Here is a 14,168-nt window from a genome sequence, read left to right as displayed (position 1 = left end):
GGGCCCGTTCTGTTTTGGCCTACGGAATTCGTCGGTGCCCCGCGGGCTTCCCATACTGTTTGGTACTGTCCGCGGATGCGACGAGTTGGGGCGGCCGTCAGTGGTCTTTTCCTCTGGATGGTCATCGGTTGTACGGCAACGGGTTTCCCACTCGCATCGGCTGACCGGGACTGGTATCCGTACTACAACGAGGACGAGTACACCGAGTTCTACACGCCACCGAATCCGTTGCCGGAGAGCCGGCCGGGGGAGCTGATCCGGACCGAACCCTCACGGTTGGTGCTGGAACCCTCCGGAGAACTCGGGATGATCATGGCCACGGGAACCCGGGTCATGTACCGCAGCACCGACGCGCGCGGCAACGCGAACGCCGTCACCGGAACGTATTTCGAGCCCTTCAACGACTGGCCGGGGCAGGGGCCGCGTCCGCTGATCGTGTACGGGCCCGGCACGCAGGGCCAGGGCGACCAGTGCGCGCCGTCGCGGCAGTTCAACCAGGGCATCCACTGGTCGCCGTACCTGGACATCGCCTTCAACTACGAGGAACTGTTCGTCTCGACCATGGTGGCGCGCGGTTTCGCGATCCTGATGACCGACTACGAGGGCCTGGGCACGCTCGGCACCGTCCACACCTACGTCAACCGACTGTCGCAGGGGCACGCGATGCTCGACGCGGCGCGCGCCGCGCGACTGCTTCCGGACACGTCGTTGACGCCCGACGGGCCGACGGCGTTCTGGGGTTACTCACAGGGTGGTGGGGCGTCGGCGTCGGCCGCGGAACTGGCGCCCAGTTACGCGCCGGAACTCAACATCGTCGGCAGTTACGCGGGCGCGCCCCCGGCGAATCTGGCCGAGATGATGCCCTACGCCGACGGCAGCGCCTTGGTGGGTGCGGTGGGGTACGCGCTGAACAGCGTCATCCAGACCTACCCCGAGGCCGAGGCCGCGATCCGGTCGAAGCTCACGCCGCGCGGTGAGGACCTGCTGTACAAGACCAAGAACCAGTGTGTCGCGGAAACGTTGACCAAGTTCATGTTTCGGCATCTGCAGCCCTACTTCACCGAGCCGGTCGATGAGATGATGCGGCAGGAGCCCTTCCGTGGACTGTTCGAACTGCAGCGAATCGGCACGCTGCGGCCGAACTCCCCGGTGCTGATCAACATCAACCGATTCGACCCCCTGGTGCCGTGGACGGCAGCGAACCAACTCGGTCGGGACTGGTGCGCCATGGGGGTCGACGTCGAGTTCCGCACCAACGAGCAGCCACCATTCCTGAACAAGGCCATCGTCAACCACGGACTGCCCATGCTCGTCGACGGCGAACCGGCCATGCAGTGGATCGCCGACCGGTTCAACGGTGTGCCGACCGCGCCGAACTGCGGGCAGTTCTAAGCTTGCGCCCGTGTTGATCGTCATTGAGGGCCTTGACGGCGCGGGCAAGCGCACGCTGGCACAGGGTCTGCGGGCCGGTTTCGAAGAGTCCGGAAAATCGGTGGCCACGTTGGCGTTTCCGAGATATGGCCAGTCCGTGCACGCCGACGTCGCGGCCGAGGCCCTGCACGGTGAGCACGGTGACCTCGCGGAGTCGGTCTACGCGATGGCGATGCTGTTCGCGCTGGACCGCGCCGGTGCGCTCGAGCAGATCGCCGAGGTGCGCGCGAGTCACGACGTGCTGATCCTGGACCGCTACGTGGCGTCCAACGCGGCCTACAGTGCGGCCCGTCTGCGGCAGGGCGCCGACGGCGAGGTGGTGGACTGGGTGCACCGCCTGGAGTTCGGCCGCTTCAGGCTTCCAGCGCCGGATCTTCAACTGCTGCTTGATGTTCCGGTGGAGCTCGCGGCGCAGCGGGCGCGTCATCGCGCCCAGCACGAGGCCGGGCGGGCGCGCGACGCCTACGAGCGCGACGACGATCTGCAGCAGCGCACGGGCGCGGTGTACTCGCAACTGGCCGACGCGAACTGGGCCGGGCCCTGGCGGCGCATCCTGCCCGACACCGACGCGCGCGACCTCGCGATCACGCTGGATCGGGCGGCATCGGGATGACGCCGTCGACGTCGATGGGTTCCCCACCCTCGCGCCGGCACGAGATCCTCGCGGTGATGACTGTCGCGACCGATGACCCGACGAGCAGTTCGCGCCCGTCGCCACTGGTGAACCGCGCGTCGTGATTGGTGTCGCTGTTCTGCGGCATCGCGATGTCGGTCAGGCCTGCGTCGGCGGCCAGTGCCGTGACGGCGGGAAGCACGCGATCCCATTCCTCGGTGCTCAGGCCGTACTGCGCCGTCAGGTCCGGGAAGTACAGCGCGATTCCCGAACCTCCGGCGTCGTCCTCACAGCCCGAACCGGACCAGTCGTGGGCCCAGTGCCATGCACCGGCCTGCGGGGCCTCCGCGGTGATCCGCAGGCGGACCTGGTCGATCAGACCGAGCATCTGGTTCTGCGTCTGCTTCAGGGTCGGCAGCGTGCTGAGATCCATGGGGATTGCGTCCTTGTTGAGTATCGGTGAGTCGGGCTCACCGCAGGCGGTGAGCACGGCCAGGGCGGTGCCCGCCGCGACTACTGTGCGCAGTCCTGGACCCAGCACCGTCATTCTCCTTCTCGGATGAGCAGTTCCGGCCGTCGATCGGCCAGTCCCGACGCGACGATCGCCAGGTTGTAGCCGGGGGTTCGCAGTTGGCCGTTGGTCCCCAGCCGAGGGTATTCGGAATGACCGGTCGCGGCCTCGCGTGGACCGCCGAAGGTGGGGGAGGAGGCGTCGGTGGAGAGCCTTTCCAGCGGCAGCGACGTCGGATTCGGACCATGCCCACCGAGATCGGCGATCGAGAACGGGAGGGTGACACCCCATGTCTGGACCTCCTCGGACACCGCGTCGCCGTCGGCCGACATGACGTACGCATGCCCGTCGGACACATGCAGCTGGGCCTCGTCGACGATGAGCGCGGGCATACCCAGAATCGATTCGTTGGCGTAGCCCAGGCCCGGGGATCCGTAGAACGCGGCGTCGTCGACTACGCCGGAGGCACCGAGTTCGTTGAGCGCCTGGGCGGTGGTGGTGGAACCGTAGGAATGGCCGAAGGCCGAGAGGTGCACATCGGATCCGTTGACGTTGGTGGCGTTGATGCCGCGGTAGAACTGCGCGAGGTCCACCGCGCCCGCGTTGGCGCGGTTCTCCAGGGCCGCCCCGCCGACGGTCTCGTCGACGTCGGGCGGGTCGTAGCCGAACCAGGCGATCGTCGCGACCGACTCGTCACCGAAACCGGTCTTGCTGAGTTGGAAGTGGGCCTCGGCGCGCAGCGCCACGGCCTCGGCCGCCATCCCCGGCAGCGAGGTGGCATGCGTGTTCATGCCCGGCGTGGTGACGGCGACATGCGTGGCGGTGTCGGGGTTGCCGATCGCGACCGCGGCCAGCAGTTCGGTGTCGGTCGGCCGGAACATCACGAGATAGCGGTTGTCGTCGTAGCCCTTGTCGAGTTGGCCCAGCGAGGACATCGCGGACTTGACGCCCAGCGCCTCGTCCAGGCGTCTCCTGCGGTCCGAGACCAGAGCGGAGTACGCGCTGTTGAACTGTGCGGCGTTCATCCCGGGATGCTGCTGCCGGTACTCCTCGCGGGTCGGGATGGTGTCGACGCCGGCCTGCGCGGCCGCGATCTCCTGGTCGAGGAGGCCGCGGTTCACGCTGTCGCGGATAGCCACGGGCACCCCGTCGCGGTTGCCGAGCCAGTCGGGGTGTTCGAGGGTGACCTTCTGCTGCTCCTCGGGCGTCAGCGCCTCCCACCACGCGGTGACGTCGACCGGGCGGGTGCCGTCGCCCTCGGGCGGGTACGGCGCCGACAGACCGGACTGCTGTTCACCCGCACGGCGGGCGCCCACGGGGTCCGAGGCGCCCTGCGCGGTCACCTCGCCCTTGGCGATGTTGGCGAACACCTCGCGACAGTCGGCGTCGATGTCGTCGGCCTGTCGCAGCAGCGCCTTCGCGCGGGCCTCGATCTCCTCGGCGTCGTCTCGCCACTGCGCGATCTCTCCCGCGGAGCCGATGACGGTCACCTCACCCGAATCCGACAGCAGCAGATGCCCGTCGCTGGCGGCGATGTCGGCGCGGATGCCGACCAACTCGCGCTGCAGTTCGGCGACCGACTGGGCCGTCTCGTCGGCCAACTGCGCGACGGCGCCGATGACGGCCGCGTCGTCGAGGACGTTGGCCCGCGCGGTCCGGACCCGTTCGCGCGCGATGTCTGCGGCGGGGGAGTCCCAGCCCGGCAGGAGCGCGACGTGGGCGAGTTCGTCGGCCGCGCTGCGTGCCGCTTCGAGTTCGGTGTCGAGTTCCTCGGCGATCGAGCGGAGCGCACCGACGTCCCAGGACTCGATCTGGCGCAGCCACATCGTCACGGGATCGGGGGCCCGCTGTGGTGGTAGCGGAGAAGCCCGGCGCCTTCGCCTGCCGTGGCGGTGTACTCGCGCGCGGCGTGCCTCAGCTTGTCGGCGACGTCGGTCACCTCATCCTGGATCCGCTGCGACTGTCGGTGCACGGCCTCGGTGAACGCGACGAATCCGGGCCTGCCCTCGGATTGCCACGCTTGCGCCATCCCGGACAGTTCGACGGCGAGCGCGCGCCGCTCCGCCGAGGCCCGGAACGCGATCGAGTCGAGGTGGTCGGCCGAGTAGATGACGTCGGACGTCGACATCGACAGGTGGTCCGGATGCGCCATGTCCCCCCTAGACTCTTTGCTGCGCACTGTGTCGTCCAGCAGAATCCTAAGCCCGCGGGCGGCGGTCTTCCGGCAGCAAGTTCGGCCGGTGTGACCTTTTCGCCAGGATTACCCGGACACGGCTGCGTGTGGCAGCGCTGTTTTGCCGCCCAGTGGTGACACCATTGAGTGTCATGAGGCAAAGGATCCTTGTCGTCGATGACGACGCTTCGTTGGCAGAGATGCTCACGATCGTCTTGCGCAACGAAGGTTTCGACACCGCGGTCATCGGGGATGGCACCCAGGCGCTGACTGCCGTGCGAGAACTGCGTCCAGACCTGGTGCTGCTCGACCTGATGCTGCCCGGGATGAACGGCATCGACGTGTGCCGTGTGCTGCGCGCCGACTCCGGCGTTCCGATCGTGATGCTGACTGCCAAGACCGACACCGTCGACGTGGTGCTGGGCCTGGAGTCGGGCGCCGACGACTACGTCATGAAGCCGTTCAAACCCAAGGAGCTGGTGGCGCGCGTGCGTGCCCGCCTGCGCCGCAATGAGGACGAGCCGGCCGAGATGCTGTCGATCGGCGATGTCGAGATCGACGTGCCCGCGCACAAGGTCACCCGCCAGGGTGAGCAGATGTCGCTGACCCCGCTGGAGTTCGACCTGCTGGTCGCGCTGGCCCGCAAACCGCGGCAGGTGTTTACTCGGGATGTGCTGCTCGAACAGGTGTGGGGCTATCGCCACCCGGCGGACACCCGCCTGGTGAACGTGCATGTCCAGCGCCTGCGCGCCAAGGTCGAGAAGGACCCGGAGAACCCGCAGGTGGTGCTCACCGTTCGAGGAGTGGGTTACAAGGCCGGACCGCCGTGATCTTGCGCCGTAACGGCGTGATTCTGCGCCGCGGCGCGGCGGCCTCGCGCTGTAGCACCGTGGAGGAGCGGCACCGATGATCCTGCGCTCCAAGCGGCGCATTCGGGGCCGCTGGGGTGGAACGGGGCCGCTGTTGCGCGGTCTTCGGGCGTTGAGTCGAGCGGTCGGCGTGGTGTGGCGGCGGTCGCTGCAACTGAGGGTCGTCGTGCTGACGCTCGGGCTGTCGCTGGCCGTCATTCTGGTGCTCGGCTTCGTGCTGACCAGCCAGATCGCCGACCGCGTCCTTGATGTGAAGGTGCGGGCCGCCAGCGAGGAGATGGAACGCGCGCGCACGACCGTCGCGGGCATCGTCGGCGGTGAGGAGACCCGCTCGCTCGACAGCAGCCTGCAGTTGGCCCGCAACACCCTGACGTCGAAGACCGATCCGCGCGCCGGGGCTGGGCTGGCCGGCACCTTCGATGCGGTGCTCGTCGTGCCGGGTGACGGCCCGCGTGCCGCGACCGCGGCCGGACCCGTCGACGAGGTGCCCGCGGCGCTGCGGGAGTTCGTCAAGGCCGGGCAGGTCAGCTACCAGTACGCGACCGTGCACACCGATGGTTTCTCGGGTCCGGCACTGATCATCGGCAGTCCGACGTCCTCGCGCGTGACCAACCTCGAGCTGTATCTGATCTTTCCGCTGACCAGCGAGGAGAGCACGATCTCGTTGGTGCGCGGCACGATGGCCACCGGCGGCATCGTGCTGCTGCTGCTGTTGACCGGCGTGGCGTGGCTGGTGTCCCGTCAGGTCGTGCAGCCTGTGCGGTCGGCCTCGCGGATCGCGGAACGGTTCGCCGAGGGGCATCTGACCGAGCGGATGCCGGTGCGCGGCGAGGACGACATGGCGCGCCTGGCGGTGTCGTTCAACGACATGGCCGAGAGCCTGAGCCGGCAGATCACCCAACTCGAGGAGTTCGGCAACCTGCAGCGCCGGTTCACCTCCGACGTCAGCCACGAACTGCGCACACCGCTGACCACGGTGCGGATGGCGGCCGACCTGATCCACGACAACAGCGACGAACTCGATCCGGCGTTGCGCCGGTCGACCGAACTCATGGTCAACGAACTCGACCGGTTCGAGTCGCTGCTGGGCGACCTGCTCGAAATCTCGCGGCACGACGCGGGTGTCGCCGAGTTGTCGGTCGAGGCCGTGGACCTGCGGTCCACCGTGAACAGCGCCCTGGACAACGTGGGGCATCTGGCCGACGACGCGGGCATCGAACTGCTGGTCGACATGCCTGCCGACGGGGTGATCGCCGAGGTCGACCCCCGCCGCGTGGAGCGGATTCTGCGCAACCTGATCGCCAACGCCATCGACCACGCCGAGCACAAACCCGTGCGGATTCGGATGGCCGCCGACGAGGACACCGTGGCGGTCACGGTCCGCGACTACGGTGTCGGCCTGCGACCCGGCGAGGAGAAGCTCGTGTTCAGCCGGTTCTGGCGGTCCGATCCGTCCCGCGTGCGTCGTTCGGGCGGCACCGGCCTTGGCCTGGCGATCAGCATCGAGGACGCGCGCCTGCACCAGGGCCGATTGGAGGCGTGGGGTGAACCCGGCAAGGGATCCTGCTTCCGGCTGACGCTGCCGTTGGTGCGAGGCCACAAGGTCACCACCAGTCCGCTGCCCCTGAAACCGGTCGGCGCCGAGAGTCGGGACCGGCAGCAGCAGGCCCGTCAGCGTGAACACGCCGGGGAGAATGCGTGAAACGCCTCGGTGCGCTGCTCTCGGTGCTCACGATGGCCGCGGCCCTGGTGTCTGGCTGCGCCGGGGTGCCCAATTCCTCTGCGCCGCAGGCGATCGGCACCGTCGAGCGGCCCGCTCCGCAGAACCTGCCCAAGCCCACTCCCGGCATGGAGCCGGATCTGCTGCTGCGGGAGTTCCTGAAGGCCACCGCCGACCCGGCCAACCGGCATCTGGCGGCTCGTCAGTTCCTCACCGAATCCGCCTCGCGCGCATGGGATGACGCGGGCTCTGCGCTGTTGATCGACCGCGTGGTGTTCACCGAGACGCGCAGCGCGAACCGGGTGACGGCGGTGATGCGGGCCGACATCCTCGGCTCGCTGTCTGATCTCGGGGTGTTCGAGACGGCCGAGGGGGCGCTGCCCGACCCGGGTCCGATCGAGTTGGTCAAGACCTCTGAGGGCTGGCGGATCGACAAGCTTCCCAACGGAGTCTTCCTGGACTGGAAGCAGTTTCAGGAGACCTACAAGCGGCACCCGCTGTACTTCGTGTCGCCGTCGGGTAAGACCACGGTGCCCGATCCGCGTTACGTCGCGGTCGCCGAAGCCGATCAGTTGGCCACCGAACTGGTCTCCAAACTGATCACCGGACCACGTCCCGAACTGGCCAACTCGGTGCGCAACATGCTGGGCCCGCCGGTGCGGTTGCGCGGACCGGTGACGCGTGCCGACGGGGGCAAGACCGGCGTCGGCCAGGGATATGGCGGAGCCCGCATCGAGCTGGAGAACCTTCAGACCGCCGATCCGCAGAGCCGGGCTCTGCTTGCCGCGCAGATCGTCTGGACGTTGGCCCGAGCCGACATCCGCGGACCGTACGTCATCAACGCCGACGGACTGCCGCTCGACGAACGGTTCGCCGACGGCTGGGAGGCCTCCGATGTCGCGGCCACGGACCCGGGTGTGGCCGACGGCGCCTCGGCCGGCGTGCACGCCCTGGTCGGCGGGTCACTGGTGTTCCTCGACGGCCAGCGCTCGACCCGTGTGCCGGGGGCGTTCGGGTCGATGCCCGGTCAGACCGCGGCCGCGCTGTCCCGCGACGGACACGGCGTGGCCTCGGTGGTCACCGAACGCGCAGGCGCCCCGGATATGGCGGCCAAACTCTGGATCGGCAACAACGGGCAGGACGCGGTCGAGGCTGCCGACGGGCGGAGCATGAGCCGGCCGACGTGGGGGCTCGACGGCGCGGTGTGGGTCGTGGTGGACGGCAACGTGGTGCTGCGCGTGACCCAGGAGGCCGCCACAGGTCAACCCGCCAGTGTCCCCGTCGATCCCATCACCGTGACCAACCGGTTCCCTGGGGCGATCAGCGAACTGCAGTTGTCCCGTGACGGCACCCGCGCCGCGATGGTCATCGAAGGACAGGTCATCCTCGCCGGCGTGGAGCAGACACCGGGCGGGGAGTTCGCGCTGACGTATCCCCGGCGGCTCGGCTTCGGGCTGGGCTCCTCGGTGGTGTCGCTGTCATGGCGGACCGGTGACGACATCGTCGTCAGCCGCAACGATCCCGCGCATCCCGTGTCCTACGTCAACCTCGACGGCGTCAACTCCGACGGGCCCAGCCGGGGCCTGCGGATGCCCGTCGGGACGGTCGCGGCGAACCCCTCGACGGTGTACGTGGCCGACCAGGGCGGTGTGCAGCAACTGTCGGGCTCCGGTGCCGCCGACCGGGTGTGGGCGGAGGTGCGGGCCTTCAACGTTCCCGGCGCCGTGCCGGTGCTGCCGGGCTGACCCCGATCTCGCCCGCCGCGGGACACGATGTGTCAGTGCCCGGCGGCACACTCCTGACATGCTCGATCTGATCCTGCCGCTGCAGTGCGGCGGATGCGGCGCACCCGCGACCCCCTGGTGTGCCGCCTGCGCGGCCGCGCTGGAGGTCGGCGAGGGCGCGCCCCACGTCCTCACACCGCGCCTGGACCCGGGCGTCCCGGCGTTTGCTCTCGGCCGCTATGCCGGGCCGCGCAGGCAGGCCATCGTCGCGCTCAAGGAACACGGTCGCACCGACCTGTGCGCGCCGCTGGCGCGCGCGCTGGCGTTCGGGGTGCACCGGCTCATCAGGTGGGGCGTGGTGCCGGAACCGCTGTCTCTGGTGCCTGCCCCCACCCGCCGGTCCTCGGCGCGCCGGCGCGGCGGTGATCCGGTGACGCGCCTGGCCAGGGCGGCCGTTGCGGGCCACAGTGGGGTCGCCGTCGTGCCCGCGCTGGCCATGCGGGCGTTCGTCCGCGACTCCGTCGGCCTGGACAGCCGTGGCCGCGAGCGCAACGTTGCGGGCCGGGTGCGGCTGCGGACGGTGCCGCCCAGAACGCCCGCGCTGTTGATTGACGACATCGTCACCACTGGGGCGACCGCGCGGGAATCGGTGGGTGTGCTGCGCGCCGCGGGCGTGGACGTCGTCGCGATTCTGGCGCTCGCGCACGCCTGAAACCCCACAAGGGACCCAGGTCCTCGTAACGAGGGTCGAAAGTTCTGGCAACAGGTGCGCGAAAAGGGTGGCACGTTCAGGTGAACTCGGACTACCTTCGGTGACAACATCGTGAGCACACCGCAGGTTGCCACGACGGGCTTCAGCAACGAGGCCCGCCACCCGGTTTCAACTGGAACCCCGGTGCGTAGGAGGTGATATCTGACCCCTGGCGCCGCGGGGTGGCGCGGATCTGAACGACCCCCGCAGCGCACGTCTCAACAGGCCACACGCGCATGCGCGCGTTCGACGCGACAGAAATGAGTTGTCAAGCATGTCAAGTCAATCCGTGGATTCAGGCCAGCTGTTGGCAGAACGCGACGAGTCCGCCTCGTCGCATGCCGAAGTGGTGGTCAAGGGCCGCAACGTCGAAGTTCCCGACCACTTCCGCATCTATGTCTCGGAAAAGCTCGCCCGCCTTGAGCGGTTGGACAAAACCATCTACATGTTCGATGTCGAACTCGACCATGAACGCAACCGCCGTCAGCGCAAGAGCTGTCAGCACGTCGAGATCACCGCGCGTGGTCGTGGCCCGGTGGTGCGTGGTGAGGGCTGCGCCGACAGCTTCTATGCCGCGTTTGAATCTGCCACGGCCAAGCTTGAGGCCCGGTTACGCCGGCAGAAGGACAGGCGCAAGATCCACTACGGGGACAAGACCCCGGTGTCGCTGGCTGAGGCCACTGCCGTTGTGCCTGACGCGTTCGTGCCCCCCGCGGAGTCGTCCCGCCCATCCGAAACGGTGGTCGACGACCACGAACCGGGTCGGGTGGTCCGCATCAAGGAGCACGAATCCCGGCCGATGACGGTCGACGACGCGCTCTATGAGATGGAACTCGTCGGCCACGATTTCTTCCTGTTCCATGACAAGGAGACCGACAAACCATCGGTCGTCTATCGCAGGCACGCGTTCGATTACGGCCTGATCCGCTTGTCCTGACCCTCTGTCGAATTGTGGAGCCTGGGGCGGCGCGGCACGCCGCCCAGGCTCCACAAGTCGTTTCCGGGACCGTGCATGATCAGGCGTCACCTACGATGGAGCGCGAAAAGACTCCAATCCTGTAGGGGATATATCAGTGCTGTCTAAGCTGCTGCGCCTTGGTGAAGGTCGCATGGTCAAACGCCTCAGAGGGGTGGCTGACTACGTCAACACCTTGTCCGGCGACGTCGAGAAGCTCTCCGACGGCGAGTTGCGTGCCAAGACCGACGAGTTCAAAGAGCGGATCGACAAGGGCGAAACCCTCGATGACCTGCTGCCCGAGGCGTTCGCGGTGGCCCGTGAGGCCTCGTGGCGCGTGCTCTCGCAGCGCCCCTTCGACGTCCAGATCATGGGCGGTGCGGCCCTGCACTTCGGCAACGTGGCGGAGATGAAGACCGGTGAGGGCAAGACGCTCACCTGTGTGCTGCCCGCCTACCTCAACGCGCTGTCCGGCAAGGGTGTGCACGTTGTCACGGTCAACGACTACCTGGCCAGGCGCGACAGCGAGTGGATGGGGCGCGTGCACCGTTTCCTCGGCCTCGACGTCGGGGTGATCCTGTCCCAGATGACGCCGGATCAGCGGCGCACGGCGTACGCGGCCGACATCACCTACGGCACCAACAACGAGTTCGGGTTCGACTATCTGCGCGACAACATGGCGCACTCGGTGCAGGAGATGGTGCAGCGCGGCCACAACTTCGCCGTCGTGGACGAGGTCGACTCCATCCTGATCGACGAGGCCCGTACCCCGTTGATCATCTCCGGCCCCGCCGACGGCGCCTCGAACTGGTACGCCGAGTTCGCCCGGTTGGCTCCGATGATGGAGAAGGACGTCCACTACGAGGTGGACCTGCGCAAACGGACCATCGGCGTGCACGAACTCGGGGTGGAGTTCGTCGAGGATCAGCTCGGTATCGAAAACCTCTACGAGGCGGCCAACTCGCCGCTGGTCAGCTACCTGAACAACGCCATCAAGGCCAAGGAGCTGTTCCAGCGTGACAAGGACTACATCGTCCGCAACGGCGAAGTGGTGATCGTCGACGAGTTCACCGGCCGTGTGCTGGTCGGCCGGCGCTACAACGAGGGCATGCACCAGGCCATCGAGGCCAAGGAACGCGTCGAGATCAAGGCCGAGAACCAGACGCTGGCGACCATCACGCTGCAGAACTACTTCCGCCTCTACAACAAGCTGTCCGGTATGACCGGCACCGCCGAGACCGAGGCCGCCGAGCTGCACGAGATCTACAAGCTGGGCGTGGTGCCGATCCCGACCAACCGACCCATGGTCCGCAAGGATCAGTCCGACCTGATCTACAAGACCGAAGAGGCCAAGTACATCGCGGTCGTCGACGACGTCGTGGAGCGGTACGAAAAGGGCCAGCCGGTCCTGATCGGCACCACCAGCGTCGAGCGGTCGGAATACCTGTCGCGGCAGTTCCAGAAGCGGCGGATCCCGCACAACGTGCTGAATGCGAAGTACCACGAGCAGGAGGCGAACATCATCGCCGAGGCCGGCAGGCGCGGCGCGATCACCGTCGCCACCAACATGGCCGGCCGCGGCACCGACATCGTGCTGGGCGGCAACGTCGACTTCCTGGCTGACAAGCGCCTGCGCGATAAGGGCCTTGATCCCGTCGAGACCCCTGACGAGTACGAGGCTGCCTGGGACGAGGTGCTCGAGCAGGTCAAGGCCGAGGTGGAGAAGGAGGCTGAGGAGGTTCGTGCCGCCGGCGGGCTGTACGTGCTCGGCACCGAGCGCCACGAGTCGCGTCGTATCGACAACCAGCTGCGCGGTCGCTCGGGCCGTCAGGGCGATCCCGGCGAGTCCCGGTTCTACCTGTCGCTGGGTGACGAGTTGATGCGCCGTTTCAATGGGGCCGCGCTGGAGTCGCTGCTGACCAGGATCAACCTGCCCGAGGATGTGCCGATCGAGGCCAAGATGGTCAGCCGGGCGATCAAGAGCGCCCAGACCCAGGTCGAGCAGCAGAACTTCGAGATTCGCAAGAACGTCCTCAAGTACGACGAGGTGATGAACCAGCAGCGCAAGGTCATCTACAAGGAGCGCAAGCGCATCCTTGAGGGTGAGGACCTGCAGCAGCAGGCGCACGACATGCTGGTCGACGTCATCACGGCCTACGTCGACGGTGCCACCGCCGAGGGCTACTCCGAGGACTGGGACCTGGAGAAGCTGTGGGAGGCGCTGCGGGCGCTCTACCCGGTCGGAATCGCCCATCAGGACCTGCTGGACTCCGACGCCGTCGGCGAACCCGGCGAGCTCACGCGCGAGGAACTGCTCGCGGCCCTTGTCGAGGACGCCGAGAAGGCCTACGCCAAGCGTGAGGCGGAACTCGAGGAACTCGCGGGCGAAGGCGCCATGCGCCAGCTTGAGCGCAACGTGCTGCTCAACGTGATCGACCGCAAGTGGCGCGAGCACCTCTACGAGATGGACTACCTGCGGGAGGGCATCGGCCTGCGGGCCATGGCCCAGCGTGACCCGGTGGTCGAGTACCAGCGCGAGGGCTATGACATGTTCCGCGCGATGCTCGAGGGGTTGAAGGAGGAGTCCGTCGGGTTCCTGTTCAACGTCCAGGTCGAGGCCACGCCGCAGCAGCCCGCCGTTGCTCCGGTCGCCGCGCCCGAGGGTCTGGCTGAGTTCGCCGCGGCAGCCGCGGCGCGCAAGGGGGCCGAGGAGCAGGGCGATGCCACGCCGAGCGGCCGTCATGCCGCACCGTCGGCTCTGCGCGCCAAGGGAATCGACGACTCCGACAAGGCGCCCGCGCTGACGTACACCGGCCCGTCCGAGGACGGCAACGCCGAGGTGCAGCGGCACGGTTCGTCGGGCCCGCAGGCAGACACGTCCGGTTCGACCCGCAAGGAACGCCGCGAAGCCGCGCGCAAGGCGGCCAAGTCGGCCCGCAAGAACTAGCCGAGGTCACCCGATGTGCAGGGCGACGACCTGCCATCGGGTCCCGAGCAGTTCCACCCGGCACGCCATGGCGTGCCAACGGGTGTGCCGCGAGAAGGTCGCGGCGACCTCGAACGCATCCTCGCAGCGACCGCAGGCCTGAACCCGCGTCGCGCGGAGGACAGCCGCGGCGCGCCCGGCCGGTGCGACCCGGGCGCGCGCGGTGACGGTGTCGGCCAACCCAGTCGGCATCAGGGGCCGCAGCTGGGTCGGTGGCCGCCGGCGGTCGATCACCTCCAGTACTGTGCGCAATGCGGCGTCGGCGAACGCGGCGGCCTCTCGGAACCTCGCCGACGGCCCGTCGGCGGGCCGTGGCGCGACGATCCGCAGCGCGGCGGGACGCCGTGGCCGTGACGGTGGCACGTCGGGTTCGGCGCCGACCTCTGGTTCGTAGTCGACGACGCGGGTGACGGCCGTCGATCGTGCAGCTGTCAA

General features: G+C 68.1%; 12 protein-coding genes. 8 read left to right on the top strand and 4 right to left on the bottom strand.

Annotation, left to right across the window (positions count from 1 at the left end; all coding sequences use genetic code 11):
* The first annotated feature begins 75 nt into the window (after positions 1-75).
* Entirely contained in the window at positions 76-1,392 is a 1,317-nt protein-coding gene (locus G6N34_RS17125; RefSeq protein ID WP_085148804.1) for a lipase family protein, read from the top strand.
* Positions 1,393-1,402: 10 nt separating this feature from the next.
* Positions 1,403-2,044: a dTMP kinase gene (locus G6N34_RS17120; protein ID WP_085148801.1), complete on the top strand. Its 642-nt coding sequence runs from the start codon at positions 1,403-1,405 to the stop codon at positions 2,042-2,044.
* Here G6N34_RS17120 and G6N34_RS17115 read toward each other — a convergent pair.
* The 3 genes from G6N34_RS17115 to G6N34_RS17105 are packed head-to-tail and all read right to left on the bottom strand — an operon-like array spanning position 2,016 to position 4,707.
* On the bottom strand, positions 2,016-2,585 hold the full coding sequence (locus G6N34_RS17115; protein WP_163645418.1) for an LppA family lipoprotein: 570 nt from the start codon (positions 2,583-2,585) through the stop codon (positions 2,016-2,018). The two genes, G6N34_RS17120 and G6N34_RS17115, sit on opposite strands and share 29 nt — an antisense overlap.
* Before the next feature lie 2 nt (positions 2,586-2,587).
* Positions 2,588-4,381, bottom strand: coding sequence for an alpha/beta hydrolase (locus G6N34_RS17110; protein ID WP_085148795.1), 1,794 nt, complete (start codon positions 4,379-4,381; stop codon positions 2,588-2,590).
* 2 nt (positions 4,382-4,383) lie between these two features.
* Positions 4,384-4,707 (bottom strand): type VII secretion target, encoded by a 324-nt coding sequence (locus G6N34_RS17105; protein ID WP_085148792.1) that lies wholly within the window; start codon positions 4,705-4,707, stop codon positions 4,384-4,386.
* Positions 4,708-4,871: 164 nt separating this feature from the next.
* Between G6N34_RS17105 and mtrA the strand changes: the two genes are divergently transcribed.
* From mtrA to secA, 6 genes are all read left to right on the top strand, one after another.
* Positions 4,872-5,558 (top strand): two-component system response regulator MtrA, encoded by a 687-nt coding sequence (gene mtrA / locus G6N34_RS17100; protein ID WP_109788288.1) that lies wholly within the window; start codon positions 4,872-4,874, stop codon positions 5,556-5,558.
* A gap of 76 nt (positions 5,559-5,634) precedes the next feature.
* On the top strand, positions 5,635-7,299 hold the full coding sequence (gene mtrB, locus G6N34_RS17095) for an MtrAB system histidine kinase MtrB (RefSeq protein ID WP_085148786.1): 1,665 nt from the start codon (positions 5,635-5,637) through the stop codon (positions 7,297-7,299).
* A gap of 14 nt (positions 7,300-7,313) precedes the next feature.
* Positions 7,314-9,062, top strand: coding sequence for an MtrAB system accessory lipoprotein LpqB (gene lpqB / locus G6N34_RS17090; RefSeq protein ID WP_264016744.1), 1,749 nt, complete (start codon positions 7,314-7,316; stop codon positions 9,060-9,062).
* Between the two features lie 58 nt (positions 9,063-9,120).
* The gene (locus G6N34_RS17085; protein WP_085148778.1) at positions 9,121-9,753 is read left to right on the top strand and encodes a ComF family protein; all 633 of its coding nucleotides are present in this window, start codon (positions 9,121-9,123) and stop codon (positions 9,751-9,753) included.
* Between the two features lie 313 nt (positions 9,754-10,066).
* Positions 10,067-10,729: a ribosome hibernation-promoting factor, HPF/YfiA family gene (hpf, locus tag G6N34_RS17080; protein WP_085148775.1), complete on the top strand. Its 663-nt coding sequence runs from the start codon at positions 10,067-10,069 to the stop codon at positions 10,727-10,729.
* Between the two features lie 136 nt (positions 10,730-10,865).
* A complete protein-coding gene (gene secA, locus G6N34_RS17075) occupies positions 10,866-13,694 on the top strand; it encodes a preprotein translocase subunit SecA (protein ID WP_085148772.1) in 2,829 nt (942 codons plus the stop codon).
* A 6-nt stretch (positions 13,695-13,700) separates the two neighbouring features.
* Here the strand turns inward: secA and G6N34_RS17070 are convergent, their stop codons facing one another.
* Positions 13,701-14,168, bottom strand: coding sequence for an Rv3235 family protein (locus G6N34_RS17070; RefSeq protein ID WP_085148769.1), 468 nt, complete (start codon positions 14,166-14,168; stop codon positions 13,701-13,703).

Source organism: Mycolicibacterium confluentis (assembly GCF_010729895.1).
Classification (GTDB): Bacteria; Actinomycetota; Actinomycetes; order Mycobacteriales; family Mycobacteriaceae; genus Mycobacterium; species Mycobacterium confluentis.
The sequence above is the reverse complement of the archived record's forward strand: the minus strand, read 5'-3'. Positions and strand labels throughout refer to the sequence as shown.